The organism is Alteribacter natronophilus (assembly GCF_006007885.1).
Classification (GTDB): domain Bacteria; phylum Bacillota; class Bacilli; order Bacillales; family Salisediminibacteriaceae; genus Alteribacter; species Alteribacter natronophilus.
On the sequence record NZ_VCRO01000002.1, the window covers coordinates 172,131 to 190,484 of the forward strand.

At 50.5% G+C, this 18,354-nt stretch carries 14 protein-coding genes; 13 read left to right on the forward strand and 1 reads right to left on the reverse strand.

What is annotated here, in order from left to right; genetic code table 11:
* The first annotated feature begins 430 nt into the window (after positions 1-430).
* The 6 genes from FGB90_RS07930 to pyrG all read left to right on the forward strand — a co-directional run bounded on the left by FGB90_RS07930 (position 431) and on the right by pyrG (position 9,799).
* On the forward strand, positions 431-1,573 hold the full coding sequence (locus FGB90_RS07930; RefSeq protein WP_138810292.1) for an acyl-CoA dehydrogenase: 1,143 nt from the start codon (positions 431-433) through the stop codon (positions 1,571-1,573).
* A gap of 27 nt (positions 1,574-1,600) precedes the next feature.
* Positions 1,601-2,560: a methylmalonyl Co-A mutase-associated GTPase MeaB gene (meaB, locus tag FGB90_RS07935; protein ID WP_138810293.1), complete on the forward strand. Its 960-nt coding sequence runs from the start codon at positions 1,601-1,603 to the stop codon at positions 2,558-2,560.
* 460 nt (positions 2,561-3,020) lie between these two features.
* Positions 3,021-3,686 (forward strand): TetR/AcrR family transcriptional regulator, encoded by a 666-nt coding sequence (locus FGB90_RS07940; protein ID WP_138810294.1) that lies wholly within the window; start codon positions 3,021-3,023, stop codon positions 3,684-3,686.
* A 70-nt stretch (positions 3,687-3,756) separates the two neighbouring features.
* Positions 3,757-7,014, forward strand: coding sequence for a fused isobutyryl-CoA mutase/GTPase IcmF (gene icmF, locus FGB90_RS07945; RefSeq protein WP_138810295.1), 3,258 nt, complete (start codon positions 3,757-3,759; stop codon positions 7,012-7,014).
* Positions 7,015-7,378: 364 nt separating this feature from the next.
* Positions 7,379-7,891 (forward strand): DNA-directed RNA polymerase subunit delta, encoded by a 513-nt coding sequence (gene rpoE, locus FGB90_RS07950; RefSeq protein ID WP_138810296.1) that lies wholly within the window; start codon positions 7,379-7,381, stop codon positions 7,889-7,891.
* 306 nt (positions 7,892-8,197) lie between these two features.
* Positions 8,198-9,799 (forward strand): CTP synthase, encoded by a 1,602-nt coding sequence (gene pyrG / locus FGB90_RS07955; protein WP_138810297.1) that lies wholly within the window; start codon positions 8,198-8,200, stop codon positions 9,797-9,799.
* Between the two features lie 162 nt (positions 9,800-9,961).
* Here pyrG and FGB90_RS07960 read toward each other — a convergent pair whose 3' ends face one another.
* Positions 9,962-10,528: a DUF2529 family protein gene (locus tag FGB90_RS07960; RefSeq protein WP_306419227.1), complete on the reverse strand. Its 567-nt coding sequence runs from the start codon at positions 10,526-10,528 to the stop codon at positions 9,962-9,964.
* A gap of 226 nt (positions 10,529-10,754) precedes the next feature.
* Between FGB90_RS07960 and FGB90_RS07965 the strand changes: the two genes are divergently transcribed.
* The 7 genes from FGB90_RS07965 to FGB90_RS07995 all read left to right on the forward strand — a co-directional run bounded on the left by FGB90_RS07965 (position 10,755) and on the right by FGB90_RS07995 (position 18,284).
* Positions 10,755-11,117, forward strand: a complete 363-nt coding sequence (locus FGB90_RS07965) for a response regulator (RefSeq protein ID WP_138810299.1) — start codon at positions 10,755-10,757, stop codon at positions 11,115-11,117.
* A gap of 371 nt (positions 11,118-11,488) precedes the next feature.
* Complete coding sequence (fba, locus tag FGB90_RS07970) at positions 11,489-12,352, forward strand: class II fructose-1,6-bisphosphate aldolase (protein WP_138810300.1); 864 nt, start codon at positions 11,489-11,491, stop codon at positions 12,350-12,352.
* Between the two features lie 139 nt (positions 12,353-12,491).
* Positions 12,492-13,139 (forward strand): fructose-6-phosphate aldolase, encoded by a 648-nt coding sequence (gene fsa, locus FGB90_RS07975; protein WP_138810301.1) that lies wholly within the window; start codon positions 12,492-12,494, stop codon positions 13,137-13,139.
* Positions 13,140-13,432: 293 nt separating this feature from the next.
* Entirely contained in the window at positions 13,433-14,722 is a 1,290-nt protein-coding gene (gene murA, locus FGB90_RS07980) for a UDP-N-acetylglucosamine 1-carboxyvinyltransferase (protein WP_138810676.1), read from the forward strand.
* Between the two features lie 108 nt (positions 14,723-14,830).
* The gene (glpX, locus tag FGB90_RS07985; RefSeq protein WP_138810302.1) at positions 14,831-15,796 is read left to right on the forward strand and encodes a class II fructose-bisphosphatase; all 966 of its coding nucleotides are present in this window, start codon (positions 14,831-14,833) and stop codon (positions 15,794-15,796) included.
* A 785-nt stretch (positions 15,797-16,581) separates the two neighbouring features.
* Complete coding sequence (gene rho, locus FGB90_RS07990) at positions 16,582-17,856, forward strand: transcription termination factor Rho (RefSeq protein ID WP_138810303.1); 1,275 nt, start codon at positions 16,582-16,584, stop codon at positions 17,854-17,856.
* 185 nt (positions 17,857-18,041) lie between these two features.
* Positions 18,042-18,284 carry a type B 50S ribosomal protein L31 gene (locus FGB90_RS07995; protein WP_138810304.1) on the forward strand — a complete coding sequence of 81 codons (243 nt, stop codon included), beginning with the start codon at positions 18,042-18,044 and terminating at the stop codon, positions 18,282-18,284.
* The last annotated feature ends 70 nt before the right edge of the window (positions 18,285-18,354 follow it).

Below are 18,354 nucleotides of genomic sequence, written 5' to 3' on the forward strand. Positions count from 1 at the left end.
CGCGGCGATGCCGGCAAGCCTCATCGGCTCTGCCTGCGGGGTCTCGCCAGGCCTCCATTGCTTCTTCCTCTTCCAGTAACGCTCCGGAGCTGGCTGTGTCGAAGCAGCTCGCAGCTTACTCGTGAAGAAAACGCTCATTGCCGGGAGTCTCACTGCCGACGTGAAGCTCCGCACTTTTTAACAAAGATTTAGAACAGATTTTTAAATATTTTACTTTGGATTTTTTGTATTTTAACCAGGTAAGTGTTTAAAGCGAAAGGCGGCGACTCCGGCGGGAAAAGCGGGAGCAGAAGACCCCGGAGGGTGATTTTCCCGAGGAGGCTGAGGCCCTGCCCGCGGAAAGCGTCCGCCTGCAGCTGTGACTGAAAAGCATCACCTTAACAACGAGAAAAAAGCCCCTTACAGGCTTTCAAAATGGAGGAGAAACAAAATGGAATTCCTACTAACAGAAGAACAGCAGATGATCCGGAAGATGGTCCGTGATTTTGCCGAAAACGAAGTAGCACCAACAGCAGCAGAGCGCGACGAAGAAGAGCGTTTCGACCGGGCTATTTTTGATCAAATGGGTGAGCTCGGCCTCACAGGTATTCCGTGGCCGGAAGAGTACGGCGGAATCGGAGCCGACTATCTCAGCTACGTAATTGCAGTCGAAGAGCTTTCCCGCGTCTGCGGATCAACCGGCGTTACCCTGTCTGCCCACATTTCCCTTGCCGGCTGGCCGATCTACACGTTCGGAACAGAAGAACAGAAGCAGAAATACCTCCGCCCGATGGCAGAAGGGAAAAAGATGGGGGCATATGGGCTGACGGAGCCAGGCTCCGGAAGCGACGCGGCCAACATGAAAACAACGGCGAAACGTGACGGAGACGACTATATTCTCGACGGTTCAAAGATCTTTATCACAAACGCAGGCGAAGCAGAGATTTATGTTGTTTTTGCCGTAACAGATCCCGAGAAAAAGCATAAAGGCGTCTCGGCCTTCATCGTTGAAAAAGGCACGCCGGGCTTTTCCATGGGTAAAAAGGAAAGCAAACTTGGTATTCGCTCGTCCCCGACCCTTGAAATTATTTTCGACCAGTGCCGCGTACCGGCGGAAAACATGCTCGGAAAAGAAGGGGAAGGCTTTAAGATCGCCATGATGACTCTGGACGGCGGGCGAAACGGCATTGCGGCACAGGCTGTCGGAATCGCCCAGGGTGCCCTTGATGCGTCGGTTGACTATGCAAAAGAGCGCAAGCAGTTCGGCAAGCCGATCGGCGTACAGCAGGGCATCGCCTTCAAACTTGCGGATATGGCTACAAAAATCGAAGCATCCCGTCTTCTCACCTATCAGGCAGCGTGGCGTGAAAGCAAGGGTATTTCCTACGGGCTTCAATCCGCCATGTCAAAACTGTTTGCAGGGGACACGGCGATGGAAGTGACTACCGAAGCAGTACAGGTTTTCGGCGGCTACGGCTACATCAAGGAATACCCTGTTGAGCGCTACATGCGTGACGCGAAAATTACACAGATCTACGAAGGAACAAACGAAATCCAGCGTCTTGTTATCTCCAAGATGCTGCTTGCAGACTAGGACGGAACCGGAAAGGCGGGAAAGGGAATGGAGCAGCTTGCAGAACGCATTTTAAAAGGGGAGCTGAGAGCACTTGCCCGGGGGATTACTCATATTGAAAACGATCACCCGGAAAAACAGGCGCTTCTCACCACTCTCTTTTCCCGTACCGGCGAGGCACATGTGATCGGGATTACGGGATCACCCGGTGCCGGCAAAAGCTCTCTCGTAAACGGCCTCATTAAGGTGTGGCGGAAGGAGGGCAAAACGGTGGGTGTTGTGGCAGTGGACCCCACCAGCCCTTTTTCGGGAGGCGCGCTTCTCGGGGACCGCGTACGGATGCGGGATCACGAGGAAGACGAGGGGGTATTTATCCGGAGCATGGGCACGCGGGGAAGCCTCGGCGGCCTGTCGGAAGCGTGCAAGGACGCTATTAGGCTCATGGACGCTTCGGGTCTGGATCTTGTCATCGTGGAAACGGTGGGGGTCGGACAGAGCGAGCTCGATATTATGAAAGTTGCCGATACGGTGGCTCTCGTTCTTTATCCCTCGGGTGGTGACGTGATTCAGGCATTCAAGGCGGGCATTATGGAAATTGCCGACCTGTTCGTGATTAACAAAGCCGATCTTCCCGGTGTCGGACAGCTGAAGGGGGAAGTGGAAGATCTGCTTCATTTAACCGCAGAGCAGAAACAGTGGAAACCGCCGATCGTAGAGACTGTCTCCATCGAAGGAAAAGGGATGGAGGAAACGGTTCGTCTCTTAAACAGTCACTATCATCACCTGAGCGAATCCGGTGAAAACAGAGAGAAAAAGATAACACAGCTGGAAACAGAGATTACGAGGCGCATGAAAGACAGCTTTGCCGGAGAAATATCATCTCTCGTAGCTGATGAACTCCAGCGAATGGCGAAAGCAGGTGAAACGCCGGATCCGTACGAGACAGCAGAGACACTCTATGAAAAATGGAAACGTCAGCTGGCGGATAGTCCGGGTCACGGTAATTAATGAATTCTTCGAAGCTGTTTTCAGATAGATTGTCAATATTAATTAGGGAGCGGAAAGCGTCTGCCTGCAGCGTAATAAAACAACAATCTTCCCGATAACAGCATTCTTCAAAATGAGTATACCTTTTAGTCAGTAAACCGTTCTTATGCGTAGCTGGCGCCAGCAGCGATACTCCTGCGGCAGTGGCGAGCATCCGCATCATGCTCTAACTTCGAGGTGCTTCGACGTATTTTGCTTCAGAGCTACACCTGCAGAGGAAGAAGCAGGGAGTTTTTTCGCCAGGCGAGACCCCGCAGGGCGAAGCTCGCGGAGGCTCGCCGGCACCGCCGCGGAAAGCGAGCGGATGGCGTTCAGCGGAGCTACTCAAAACTGACGGAGGGGTATACACATTTTCTTCAAAGTAATCCTCAACTCAAATAGATCCTACTTACAGAACCACAGAAAGAAAGGGGGGCGGCAAGTGAAGAAAAAACAGGTACCTTCTATGGTGAAAGACCAGCGGCTTATTACAAAACGGCGCGACCAGATTGTAAAGGCAGCCGTTGAGCTGTTTAACGAAAAAGGCTATCACAAAACGACAACCCGGGAAGTGGCGCAGAAATCGGGATTCAGCATCGGCACCCTTTACGAATACATCGGGTCAAAGGAGGATATTCTCTATCTCGTCTGTGATTCGGTCTACGATATGGTAGTGGACAAATGGGCAGAGCTGATGGATGAAAATCTGAACGGACTCGAGCGGCTGAGACAGGTAATCGAAGCCTACTTCAGAGTTGTCGATGCGCTTCAGGATGAAGTTCTCGTCATGTACCAGAACTCCAAGTCACTGTCAGGCGAAGCGCGGAATTATGTTCTCGAAAAAGAGCTCCGCATGAAGGAAATGTTTGAAAAAGAGCTTCGTAACTGTATCGACGCAGGGTACCTGACAATGACGAAGGAAGAGCTGGGCCTCGCCTGCCACAACATTCTTGTAGCCGGTCATATGTGGACGTTCCGCCGCTGGATTGTGCAGCGCGAGTATACCATTGACCGCTACTGTGACCTTCAGCTCCGGCAGCTGTTTGAAGGGTTTGGACTGAAGCAGGAGGCGAAAGAGGAAGTTCCTGAAATACGCACGAGCACATAATTGAAGGACAGAAACGGGACCGCCATCGGCAGCTCCCGTCCTACAAGGACTCAAAGGAGGTAAAAGCAGCATGAAACGCTATGAAACAAACAATCCGGTCCGCTTTGTCACAGCTTCGGGGCTGTTTGACGGGCACGATGCGTCTATAAACATTATGAGAAGGATGCTTCAGGCCACCGGCGCCGAAGTGATTCACCTCGGCCATAACCGCTCGGTGGAGGAAGTAGTGGACGCTGTTGTTCAGGAAGACGTCCAGGGTGTGGCGATCTCGTCTTACCAGGGCGGACACGTGGAATACTTCAAGTACTTATACGATTCTCTTAAAGAACGGGGCGCCAGCCACGTGAAAATTTTCGGTGGCGGTGGAGGTGTCATTATCCCTGCCGAAATTAAAGAGCTTCACGACTATGGCATTACCCGGATCTACTCCCCTGAAGACGGCCGCAGAATGGGGCTCCAGGGTATGATCAACGATATGATGGAACAGTGCGACTTTCCTCTCGACGACGTGTCGGGAGTGGATATTTCCCGTCTTGAACAGCGCGAACCGGCCCATATTGCCCGGATGATCACTGTTGCTGAAAAGCGGGCGTTCAGCAGTGAGGAAGTTGCTGCCAGCGCCGAAACGCTGTTTGAGGAAGCGGTCAACCAGGCGGAGCTTGCTGACGTGCCTGTGCTGGGAATTACCGGAACGGGCGGAGCGGGTAAAAGCTCCCTCACCGATGAGCTGGTCCGCCGTTTCATCCGGGCGTACGATGACAAAACACTGGCGATCCTGAGCGTGGATCCAACGAAAAAGAAAACAGGAGGAGCGCTGCTTGGTGACCGGATCCGGATGAACGCCATTCACCATCCGCGCGTGTACATGAGAAGTCTCGCCACACGTGACAGCCGCCAGGAGCTTTCCAAGGCGGTTGAAGAAGCGATCCGCGTTGTGAAAAAAGCCGGATTCGACATGATTATTGTAGAGACGAGCGGAATCGGCCAGGGGGATGCAGCAATTTCCGATGTAGCCGATGTGAGCATGTACGTCATGACAAGCGAGTTCGGTGCACCATCCCAGCTTGAAAAAATCGACATGATCGATTTTGCCGATCTTATCGCGATTAATAAATTTGACCGGAAAGGCAGTGAGGATGCGCTCCGGGAAGTCCGGAAAACGTATCAGCGCAGCCATACGCTGTTCGAGGAAGCGCCTGAGAACATGCCGGTGTATGGCACAATTGCGAGCCAGTTCAACGATCCGGGCACTAACCGCCTGTTTTTTGAACTCGCCAGAGTGCTGGACAATAAGTGCGGCGGCACGTGGCTGACAGAGCTCGGCAAAAACGACAAGCTCACGGCAAAGGATGCCATCATCCCGCCTGAGCAGGTTCACTATCTGCGTGAAATTGCCCAGACCGTTAGAGGCTACCACGAAAAAACAGAGGAAGAAGCGAAGAAAGCCCGGAGACTCTACCAGATTGAAGGCACGCTCGAGGCGTTTAAGGAAGAAGGCAGGGAACTTGAGGGGCACGGTTCCCTTCTTGAGATGCGCGATCACTACTCCCAGGCGATGGAGCCGGAAACGAAGCAGGTTCTCGATACGTGGGAGGATACGAAGGAAGCGTACGCAAAGGATGAGTTTGTAACGAAAATCCGTGATAAGGAGATCGTCACAGAGCTGAAAACCCGCAGCCTGTCCGGGATCGATATTCCAAAAGTGTCCCTTCCAAAGTACGAGGATTACGGCGAAATTGTGCGATGGGTGCGTCGTGAGAACGTACCGGGCAAATTTCCGTATACAGCAGGGGTATTTCCTTTTAAACGAAAAGGCGAGGATCCGAAGCGTCAGTTTGCCGGTGAAGGGTCACCGGAGAGAACCAACCGCCGTTTCCACTATCTTTCCGAGGACGACGAAGCGAAACGTCTGTCCACGGCTTTTGACTCGGTTACCCTTTACGGAGAGGACCCGGGGCATCGTCCGGACATTTACGGAAAAGTCGGGGAGAGTGGTGTAAGCATCTGTACCCTCGACGATATGAAAAAACTGTACGACGGCTTCGACCTCTGCGCACCGAGCACGTCTGTTTCCATGACGATCAATGGACCTGCACCGATCATTCTTGCCATGTTCATGAACACAGCGATTGACCAGCAGATCGGTTTCTTTGAATCGGAACACGGGCGGGCACCGTCAGAGGAAGAACGCGCTGACATCGAAGCCCGGACAGTTGCCACAGTCCGCGGAACCGTTCAGGCCGATATCCTCAAAGAGGACCAGGGACAGAATACGTGTATTTTCTCCACGGAATTCGCTCTGCGCATGATGGGGGACATCCAGCAGTACTTTATCGACAATAAGGTGCGAAACTACTACTCAGTTTCGATCAGCGGCTATCATATCGCCGAAGCAGGAGCGAACCCGATCAGCCAGCTGGCGTTTACACTCTCCAACGGCTTTACGTATGTGGAGTACTATCTGAGCCGGGGCATGAACGTGAACGATTTCGCCCCGAACCTGTCGTTCTTCTTCAGTAACGGCCTCGATCCGGAATATACCGTAATTGGCCGCGTGGCCCGCCGGATCTGGTCAGTGGCCATGAAAAACAAGTACGGAGCCAACGAACGCAGCCAGAAGCTCAAATACCACATTCAGACTTCCGGCCGCTCCCTCCACGCGCAGGAAGTGGACTTTAACGACATCCGTACGACGCTTCAGGCGCTGCTTGCGATTTACGACAACTGTAACTCCCTGCACACGAACGCCTACGACGAAGCGGTGACCACGCCGACGGAGGAGTCCGTACGCCGCGCCATGGCGATCCAGATGATCATTACCAAAGAGCTTGGCCTCGCGAAAAATGAGAACTCCCTGCAGGGCTCATTTATTATCGACGAGCTGACGGACCTGGTGGAAGAAGCGGTGCTCATGGAGATGGAGCGCCTCAACGACCGCGGCGGCGTTCTCGGTGCTATGGAGACCCAGTACCAGCGGGGAAAAATTCAGGAAGAGTCGCTTCTCTATGAAACGAAGAAACACTCAGGCGAGCTTCCGATTGTCGGGGTGAACACGTACATCAACCCGAACCAGCCGTCAGAAGACGATTTCGAGATGGAGCTGGCACGTGCCACCAAAGAGGAAAAGGAAGGCCAGATCGAGCATCTGAAGCATTTCCAGAACGCCCACAGCGAAGAAGGTGCACGGGCACTGGAGCAGCTTAAACAGACTGCCCTTGACGGCGGCAACCTGTTCGAGGAGCTCATGCGCACAGTGCGCCACGCGAGTCTCGGTCAGATTACCAACGCCCTCTATGAAGTAGGCGGCCAGTACCGCCGGAATCTGTAACCAATAGTGTTTGTTTTCTTTGCCCCCGGGAGGACGGTCATTTTCCCGGGGGTGCTTTTATTTGCATGGTTGTTTAAAGCACAGTGAAAGCAGGTCTGCAAAGAGGGCTCCGGGATGCTGAACTCTGAAATTAATAAATGCCTGTGTTTGAACCCTGGCAGTATGGTTAAAATGGATACTGCACAAGTAAAAAAGCACCCTGCTTTCCGGCCCGGAGCCGGCCCGGAAAAGCATTTGTTTCAGCACTTGGCGAACGGCAGAGTTTTCTATATAATGGAGGGTGCGATTCATCTGCCTGACAGAAACAATGCAATGATGATACAAATAGACTGTGATTATATTCTGGCGAAAGGAAGTGCCGTCTGTGAGTTTAAAGCAATATGATGAAATTGAACTGAAGGAATTGTCCATGCTTGAAATTGCCTATGAGGTTATGAAGGAAAAAGGGAGCTCGGAGGAATATCACGTTCTTCTGAAGCAGGTCTCCGAAATGAAAGAGATCTCCAATGAGGAACTCAAAGACCGGATCGCCAATCTTTATACAGAAATGTCACTGGACGGGCGCTTCGTGAACCTCGGTGATAACAAGTGGGGCCTTCGCGCATGGTACCCGTTTGATCAGTCCGAGGAAGAGCTTTCCCAGACGAACAAACCAAAGAAGAAAAAGATGAAAGCCTCTGCTGATGAAGACGAGGACGATCTTTTTGACAGTGAAGATGACGACTTCGACGAGTTCGAGGATCTTGAAGATGAGCTTGACGAACTTGCCAATGAAGAAGATGAAGACGAAGACTTTGAAGACGAAGATCTGGATGCCGAAGAAGATGAAGACTTCAGTGAAGAAGACGACGAGGCGGACGAGGAAGAGGACAGGTAGCCTGAACCTCCTGCAAAAGCTGTCTTGACATGCGGTGTCAAACTGGGTACAATCTATTTTGGGCTTTACAGAACGTTTTTATATTACACGACTGATTAAATCAGAGTGCCCCTCAATGATTATGAATTGAGGCGGCACTTTTTTTGTTTTATATAGGACAATCCGGCACAAACCCACCCCCGGATCAAACATCATTTTTTCATTCACGGTTATCCTAATGGCGGAAGAACCCGCCGATTCGGCAGCATGGCCAATGTCCGTGCCTGCAGCAAGTGTGAGAGAATTCTAATGAAAGAAGGGAAAGTCATGACCAAGTATATTTTCGTGACCGGCGGAGTGGTTTCTTCGCTTGGAAAAGGGATTACAGCAGCCTCACTCGGACGCCTCCTGAAGAACCGGGGACTGAAAGTGACGATTCAGAAATTCGACCCGTACATCAACGTGGATCCGGGGACAATGAGCCCCTACCAGCACGGGGAAGTGTTTGTTACAGGCGACGGAGCGGAAACAGACCTTGACCTGGGCCATTATGAGCGATTCATCGATATTAATCTGAATAAAAACAGTAACGTTACAACAGGGAAAATCTATTCCAGCGTACTGAAAAAAGAGCGCCGCGGAGATTACCTCGGCGGAACGGTGCAGGTTATCCCTCACATTACAAACGAACTGAAAGACCGCATTTTCAGAGCATCAAAAGACGGAAATCCAGACGTGGTCATTACTGAAATCGGCGGAACAGTGGGGGACATTGAAAGCCTTCCGTTTCTTGAAGCGATCCGTCAGATTAAGAGCGATGTAGGCGTCGGAAATGTGATGTACATTCACTGTACCCTGATCCCGTACCTGTCTGCTGCCGGTGAAATGAAATCCAAGCCGACCCAGCACAGCGTTAAAGAGCTTCGCAGTCTTGGTATCCAGCCGAACGTCATCGTTGTCCGTACCGAGCGTCCCGTGCCGGAGGATATGAAAGACAAGATTGCCCTCTTCTGTGACATTGAAAAAGAAGCGGTCATTGAGGCCCGCGACGCCGATACTCTTTACCAGGTCCCGCTTGAACTTCAGCGCCAGGATTTTGACGATTACGTATGTAAATTCCTCAGCCTGCCTGAGGCCGAAGCGAACATGGAAGAGTGGAAGGCTCTTGTCAATAAAGTGACCAGTCTTTCCAGGAAGACGACCATTGCCCTTGTAGGGAAATACGTGGCACTTCAGGATGCGTATCTCAGTGTGGCAGAAGCACTGAAGCATGCCGGCTTTGAACATGACGCCGATGTGGATATTCAGTGGATCAATTCCGAGGAAGTGACACGTGAAAATGCAGCCGAGCTGCTGAAGGATGCAGACGGCGTCCTTGTTCCCGGCGGGTTTGGCGACCGGGGAGTGGAAGGTAAAATTGCTGCGATTGAATACGCACGGACAAACAAGGTGCCGTTCCTTGGCATCTGCCTGGGTATGCAGCTGGCTTCTGTTGAATTTGCCCGCAACGTCCTGAACAAAGAAGGGGCACACTCGGCAGAGCTTGATCCCCAGACGCCGTTCCCGGTTATCGACCTTCTTCCTGAACAGAAGGATGTTGAAGACTTTGGGGGGACGCTGCGCCTCGGTCTTTATCCATGTAAGCTTAAAGAAGGCACAACTGCCTATGATTCATACGGTGAGCAGGTTGTTTACGAGCGTCACCGCCACCGCTACGAGTTCAATAATGAATACCGCGAGGAGATGGAAGCAGCAGGATTTATCTTCTCCGGTACGAGCCCGGACGGGCGCCTCGTGGAAATTGTGGAGATTGAGGATCACCCTTACTTTATCGCATCCCAGTTCCACCCGGAATTTGTCTCCCGGCCAACACGTCCGCAGCCGCTATTCCGCGACTTCATTCAGGCGAGCCTTCATAAAAATCAGTAATCGGAAAATACTTTCCCCGTTTCATTATTAATTATTTTGAAGCCAAAGGCGGCGACTCCCGCGGAAAGCGTCCGCCTGCAGCGTAATAAAACAACAATTTTTCCGAAAACAGATTAAAAAAATGACCCGGTCAGCTTACACGCTGCCGGGTCATTTTTTTACCTAATCTTCGTGTTCTTCGAGAATCTCATCCACCGTAAAAAACAGCGAATAGTAGGCGTAGAGTGCTGCGAGAAGACGGGGATGGCCTTTCCGCTCACCGTCCTCACCAGGCACCAGCCCCCGTGTTACACCAAGATCCACCGTCACGTCAGCAAGATCCTGCAGGGAGGGCCCTTCCTCCCGTTTTTCACCGGTAAATAAGGCAACGGTGCTGACACCGCGCTGTCTGAGCTGGTCGCAGAGCATGCATATTTCCGCTTCATTCGGTGAAGGACTGAACAGCATGACAGTATCACGTTCAGAAAATGAATCTGCTGATGCTGCATCCACTTCCTCAAGACCTTCGAAACGGTCGACACCTTTTACTGCCTGGGCAAGAATGCCTTCCATATCACCGGCTGCATGAATCCCTATCTTTGCGCCGCTCAAAATCGACTGAGCGATCATCCGGGCACCGTCTTCAAATGCTTCCTCATAAGAATCGTTCATCTTGTTTACCAGACCTTGGACCTGGGTCAAAAATATTTTTTGCAAAGCAGACACCTCACAACGTTTAATTTTGTGCACTCTGTGGTATCGTGGAAATACGGGGGAGTCCGCCGTATATGAACATAAGTCTTTTTCTGGAGGTCTACTAGAGACCTTTTAAACTATTCTGCATCCAGTATAATGAAGTATACTGAAAAAACCAACGCAAATCCTGACGAAAAAAAGGAGAATCGTTCTTTTTATCGAATATGTGAAGTGGGAGAATTTTTGGAGATGATATATCATCTGAAAAGGGGGAACAAGGGTGAAGAAGAAGCTGTTAATTGTTGATGATCAGTACGGAATCAGGGTTCTGCTTCATGAAGTGTTTGAAAAAGACGGCTATGAAACATATGAAGCCTCAAACGGAAAGCAGGCACTTAACATCGTGAAACAGAAAGGCCCGGATCTTGTTCTGCTGGACATGAAAATTCCCGGCATGGACGGCCTGGAGATTCTCAGAGAGATTAAAAAGCTGGAAGTCGACACAAATGTGATTATGATGACAGCTTATGGTGAACTGGAAATGATCAACGAAGCAAAGAAGCTCGGGGCACTGGCTCATTTCCCGAAACCATTCGATATTGACGAAGTGCGGCAGAAGGTAAAGGAGCATCTTCTTGCCTGATTACTCCTTAAAACCCTGCTGCAGGAAACGAAGGGAAAAAGCCGTCTGTACACCTGAGCCGTGGTCTCCCGTTTTATCCTGAATTCTTCGGTTTTAAGGGTGAAATCCCGACAGGTTATGCTATAATGGATGAGTGAATCAACCTGTTGGAATGTTTGTTCCGAAGAACGGCTGTGATGAAACGGTAAATCATGGCTTTTTTGCATGAGCAGGAAATACGAACGGAAACGTCTGCAAACGTCCGGAATGTACAGATGGTAAGGATAAAACATCACACTGATGCAAATAGTATCACTATCGTCTGTATACCAGTATTTGCCCATTCCAAGGGTGATCATAATGCTCGTGATATTTAAAGGAGGATATTCAGAATGCCTTTAGTTTCAATGAAGGAAATGCTTGACAAAGGAAGAGCAGAAGGGTACGCAATTGGTCAGTTTAACCTGAACAACCTTGAGTTTACCCAGGCGATCCTGCAGGCAGCTCAGGAAGAGCAGTCTCCGGTAATCCTTGGTGTGTCCGAGGGTGCTGCAAAATACATGGGAGGATTCAAAACGGTTGTAAGAATCGTTGAATCTCTCATCGAGTCCTATGAAGTTACTGTACCTGTGGCGATCCACCTTGACCACGGTTCAAGCTTCGAAAAATGTGTGGAAGCGATTTATGCAGGATTTACTTCTGTCATGATCGACGGTTCCCACCACCCGCTTGAAGAAAACATCGCCCTTACGAAGAAAGTGGTTGATGTTGCACACACACTTGGAATTTCCGTAGAGGCAGAGCTTGGCCGTATCGGCGGGCAGGAAGACGACATCATCGTTGACGACGCGGAAGCAGCGTATGCGATTCCGGCTGAGTGTGACGAGCTTGTACGCGAAACAAAAGTAGACTGCTTCGCGCCGGCCCTTGGTTCTGTACACGGCCCTTACAAAGGTGAGCCGAACCTCGGCTTTGACCGCATGGAGGAAGTGTCCAAGCTTACAGGTGTGCCGCTCGTTCTTCACGGTGGAACAGGCATCCCGACAAAGGATATCCAGCGTGCGATTTCCCTTGGAACAGCAAAAATCAACGTAAACACTGAAAACCAGATTTCCTCTGCCAAGCGTGTACGCGAAGTACTTGCGGACAACACAGAAATGTACGATCCGCGTAAGTACCTCGGACCTGCCCGTGAAGCGATCAAGGAAACAGTAATCGGTAAAATGCGCGAGTTTGGTTCTTCCAACAAAGCGTAAAACCTGCAATATAACGGAAGTTGGCAGCGGCTCCTTGCCGCTCCAGCTTTCTTTTTCCTCTCTGGTGTCTTAATATTGGAAAAACAGAAAGCGCTGTCAGGTATATGGCAGAGCAATGGAAAGAGGAGGGAAAGTTTAAATGAAATTTTTTATCGACACAGCAAACATTGAAGAAATAAGAGAAGCCCACAATTTAGGGATTCTTTCCGGTGTTACAACCAATCCGTCTCTTGTTGCAAAGGAAGGCGTCGATTTTCACGAACGGCTCCGGGAAATTACGAGCATTGTAACAGAAGGTTCCGTCAGTGCGGAAGTCATCGCCCTTGATGCTGAAAGCATGATTGAAGAAGGGAAGGAACTGGCTGCCATCGCCCCTAACATCACGGTAAAAGTACCAATGACCCTGGAGGGGCTTAAGGCAGTCCGGACGTTTGCAGACCTGAATATTAAAACAAACGTGACACTCGTCTTCTCGGTGAACCAGGCGCTTCTTGCAGCCCGTGCCGGCGCTACGTACGTGTCACCGTTTCTCGGCAGACTCGACGATATTGGCCACGATGGTCTTGAACTGATTACTTCCATCGCTGAAGTGTTTACCATTCACGACATCGGCACCGAAATTATCGCCGCATCCATCCGTCACTCCCAGCACGTAACAGAGTCGGCGATGCGCGGAGCACACATTGCCACGATTCCCTACAAAGTCATCAGCCAGCTCGTCTCGCACCCGTTAACAGATGCAGGGATCGATAAATTTCTCAAAGACTGGGAAAAAGCAAACGGATAAAAGCTCATTGAAAAAAGAAGGCGCCTTACTCAGCAGGCGCCTTTCTGTATTTCAGGCCGGAAGTCCGTATATGTAATCTATGAAATTATTATACTTTTATCTGTCTGGAAGCAGCAGACTGCAGCGGAGCTTTTCAGTGAAGTTTATTTGACTGAAAAGACAGTCATTTCAGACAGATTCAAACAGAAGAAAACAGAAAAATTCACCCCCGACCAGGAAGACTTTTTTTACCTCAATTGGTTATAATGGGGGAAGGAATTTACTTTATGAGGAAGACAGAAGGGAAGCTGGTTATGGAGAAATTACTTATTGAAGGTGGTCATTTTCTTGAAGGCACTGTTCCGGTCAGTGGAGCAAAAAACAGTGCCGTCGCCCTCATTCCCGCAGGGATTCTTGCAGACTCCACAGTAACAATCGATAACCTGCCGGATATCTCCGATGTTGGGATCCTGTCGGAACTGCTTGAGGAAATCGGCGGTACGACGGAACTGGATGGAGATACACTGACGATTCATCCGGAAAACATGTTTGCCATGCCTCTTCCGAATGGGCGGGTGAAAAAGCTGCGGGCATCCTACTATATGATGGGAGCGATGCTCGGGAAATTCAAAAAAGCGGTCATCGGCCTTCCTGGAGGATGCAACCTCGGCCCGCGTCCAATCGATCAGCATATAAAAGGATTTGAAGCACTTGGTGCCAAAGTGACCAATGAGCAGGGGGCTATTTACCTTCAGGCGGAAGAGCTCACCGGTGCGCGCATTTATCTCGACGTGGTGAGCGTCGGGGCCACGATTAACATCATGCTCGCAGCGGTGAAGGCAAAAGGACGTACTGTCATAGAAAATGCAGCGAAAGAGCCTGAGATTATTGATGTGGCCACGCTCCTGACAAACATGGGCGCACGCATCAAAGGGGCCGGAACAAACGTGATCCGGATTGAAGGAGTGGAGCATCTGTCAGGATGCCGTCACTCGATCATTCCCGACCGGATTGAGGCAGGAACGTTTATGATTGCGGCAGCAGCAATGGGGCGTTCTGTTGTGATCGACAATATCATTCCGAACCATCTGGAGTCACTCACGGCAAAACTCCGTGAGATGGGTGTCAGAATTGAAACAAGTGACGAACAGATCTATATTCACGGAGCCAACTCGGAGTTTTCCGCAGTTGATGTGAAAACACTCGTCTATCCCGGATTTCCGACAGATCTTCAGCAGCCGTTTACAAGCCTTCTGACAAAAGCACAAGGGACAAGCATGGTAACCGATACGATCTACAACGCCCGCTTTAAACATATTGACGAACTCCGGCGTATGGGAGCGGATATTAAAGTGGAAGGGCGTTCGGCACTCGTTAACGGCGGCGGAGGACTTCAGGGTGCACGGGTCAGGGCAAGTGATCTGCGAGCCGGAGCCTCCCTTGTCATAGCAGGACTGATGGCAAAAGGCGTTACGGAAATTACCGGTGTGGAACACATTGACAGAGGCTACGCCAATCTTGAGGAAAAACTGAAAAACCTTGGTGCCACAATCTGGCGCGAAAAGCTTGATTCCTTCGAGGAAGAGGAAGTTAAGAGTTCATAGAGAATGTGAAAACAAAAAGCGGCGGTTTTCCGGGGGCAGCCGGGTTATGGCCCTCGAAAATCGTCCGCAATAAATGACTAACATACAAACGTACTGGGGGAGAGGGCAATGGAAAGAAGTTTATCCATGGAACTTGTCCGCGTGACGGAAGCTGCTGCACTCGCTTCTGCCCGCTGGATGGGAAAAGGAAACAAAGAATCAGCCGACCAGGCTGCAACAGAAGCCATGCGTGATGTGTTTGATACAGTACCGATGAAGGGAACGGTAGTGATCGGAGAAGGGGAAATGGACGAAGCACCGATGCTCTATATCGGAGAACGCCTCGGAAACGGCTACGGCCCCCGGGTGGACGTAGCCGTTGATCCCCTTGAAGGAACAAACATCGTGGCAAACGGAGAGTGGAACGCCCTGGCTGTCATTGCAATCGCAGACAAAGGGAATTTGCTTCACGCTCCGGATATGTACATGGACAAAATCGCTGTCGGCCCTGAAGCGGTGGGGAAAGTGGATCTCGATGCACCGGTAATCGATAATTTGAGAGCAGTTGCCGAAGCGAAAAATAAAGACATTGAAGATCTTGTTGTTGCCATACTTAGACGTGACCGCCACGCCGAAAAGATCAGTCAGATCCGTGAAGCAGGAGCCAGAATTAAACTGATGAACGACGGAGACGTGGCTGCCGCCATCAATACCGCATTCGAGGACACAGGTGTGGACATGCTCATCGGATCCGGGGGAGCCCCGGAGGGTGTACTGGCTGCCGTGGCACTGAAATGCCTCGGTGGTGAGCTTCAGGGCAAGCTTCTTCCGGACAACGACGAAGAGCTGGCACGATGCAGAAAAATGGGAATTCAGGATGTGAACCGTGTACTCCGGATGGATGATCTGGTAAGCGGGGATGACTGCATTTTTGCTGCCACCGGTGTAACTGACGGGGAACTCCTGAAAGGGGTGCGCTACAAAGGGCACAGCGGGACGACACAGTCCATGGTAATGCGCGCTAAGTCAGGCACCGTGCGCTTTATCGACGGTAAGCACAGTCTGAAAAAGAAACCGGATCTTGTCATCCGCTAGACAATTCATATGATATATTTCCGGTCGGTGCTTCACCTGAATAAAAGGCTGGGTTAAAACTTGATGCTGATTTATAGAGAAAGTTGAATGGAGCGAGCGTCCGATACTCCTGCGGGAAAAGCACCGACGGAAGACCCCGCAGGGACGAGCGTTTACATCGTGTGTTCGCTTCGAGCTGCTTCGACGCAGACACTTCGAAGCGATACTGGAAGAGGAAGAAGCACGCTAACATCTGTGCAGGCTGCAGTGGTGCCCGCGGAAAGGGAGCGCAGTGAGCGAAAATCAACAACGAACTTTAACAGAGTCAAATAAAAAAAGAATCCGGGGCGGCGAGTTCCGTTCTTCCGGAAAAGCACTCATACGGCCGGGGTGATCGACACTCCGGCTGTTTGTTATATGTGTAAACGTTTATGCCTCAAAGCAAAAGCCCATAATTAGTAAAAGAAAGCCTGACAGCAGGTTTTCCTTGAAAAAGGACAGGAAATATGATTAAAATGAGATAGATCTATCTGCACAGTACAAACGTTAATTGTCCCTCAGTCAAACTTCAAATACAGATTTTTTTACTTCAGCTTAACACCTCCCGTGTGACCCTTCTGTATTTTACATCCCGACACTTTCTATTTTGTTTTCCATGGATGACCTTCTTGAAACACAGGATGAATTCTGTCCGTATGTCATGCAGGCGCAGGCATACCTCTTAATTTCGGAATTTCAGACACGGGTAACAGCGGCAGAAATACATATCAGACACAGTAAATTTTGAAAAAGGTGTGGTGTAACTAATGGGAGTCACTCTCAACGAACTTGAAAAAATGAAACTGAAAGAACTTTATGATCTTGCCAAGAAACATAAAGTTTCCTACTACAGCCAGCTCACAAAGAAAGAGCTTACGTTTGCCATTCTGAAAAAACAGGCTGAAAACGAGGACCTTATGTTCATGGAGGGGATCCTCGATATTGTACCGAACGAAGGATTCGGTTTTCTCCGTTCCAATACGTACAAACCGAGCTCGCAGGATATCTATATTTCCGCCTCGCAGATTCGCCGGTTTGACCTGCGTAACGGCGATAAAGTTTCCGGAAAAGTGCGTAAGCCGAAAGAAAACGAACGCTATTACGGACTGCTTCAGGTGGCTGCTGTTAACGGACAGGACCCGGATACTGCAAGAAGCCGTCCGCACTTCCCGCAGCTGACGCCTCTTTATCCTGACCAGAAGATGACGCTTGAAACCGACCCGCGCATGGTCGCATCCCGTGTGATTGATATGATCGCCCCGGTGGGCTTTGGCCAGCGTGGTCTGATCGTGGCGCCGCCGAAAGCCGGTAAAACCCTTCTGATGAAAGAAGTGGCCAACAGCATCGCGGAAAATCATCCCGATCACGAACTGATCGTCCTTCTCATCGATGAGCGTCCGGAAGAGGTAACCGACATGGAACGTTCCGTTAAAGGAGAAGTGGTGAGTTCCACGTTCGATGAAGTGCCTGAAAACCACATTAAAACAGCGGAACTCGTCCTCGAACGTGCCATGCGTCTTGTGGAACACAAAAAAGACGTGGTTATTCTCATGGACAGTATCACCCGTCTTGCCCGGGCCTACAACCTGGTCATTCCGCCTAGCGGCCGTACCCTCTCAGGGGGGATCGATCCTGCCAGCTTCCACCGTCCGAAACGGTTCTTCGGGGCAGCCCGGAACATCGAGGAAGGCGGCAGCCTGACGATTCTTGCTACAGCCCTTGTGGACACAGGGTCCCGGATGGATGATGTCATCTATGAAGAGTTCAAAGGAACCGGTAACAGTGAGATTCACCTGGACCGCCGCCTGGCGGAGCGCCGTATTTTCCCGGCCATTGACATCCGCCGTTCAAGTACGCGCCGGGAAGAACTGCTGCTTCCTAAAGAGCAGATTGAAAACCTCTGGGCTATGAGAAAGACAATGAACGACCAGCCTGACTTCCTGGAACACTTCCTGAAAAAAGTGAAGAAGACGAAAACGAACGAGGAGTTTTTCAATTCCTTCGAACAGGAAAAAACAGGTAAGATCCGCATCAAATCATAATAGAATGCCTCTGTGACAGTTCATAGCGCTGCATTTTTGCCGGGAGAAGAATTTCACCCCCCTCTTGCAAATGAGCGGTTCAGTTGGTATAATTTCGTCATGTGTGAAAGTCCCTGTGTACCGGTCCGGTACGCACGGAATCTTACTCTGATTCGAAAGTTTCAGGGCGGAAGGAGATGAAAAGAATGAAAGCAGATATCCATCCTAAATATCAGAAAGTTGTATTTAAGGATACAAGCACTGGCTTTATGTTCTTAAGCGGATCAACAAGAAGATCAGAGGACACAGTTGAGTGGGAAGACGGTAACACGTACCCGCTGATCAACGTGGAGATTTCTTCTGACTCTCACCCGTTCTACACTGGTAAGCAGAAATTTGCTGACGCTGGTGGACGTGTGGACCGCTTCAAAAAGAAATACAACCTCTAATTTCCAACTGGATAACGAAAGCAGGCAAGGAGCTGATCCTGCCTGCTTTTTTTATGCAGAAGGACGATGG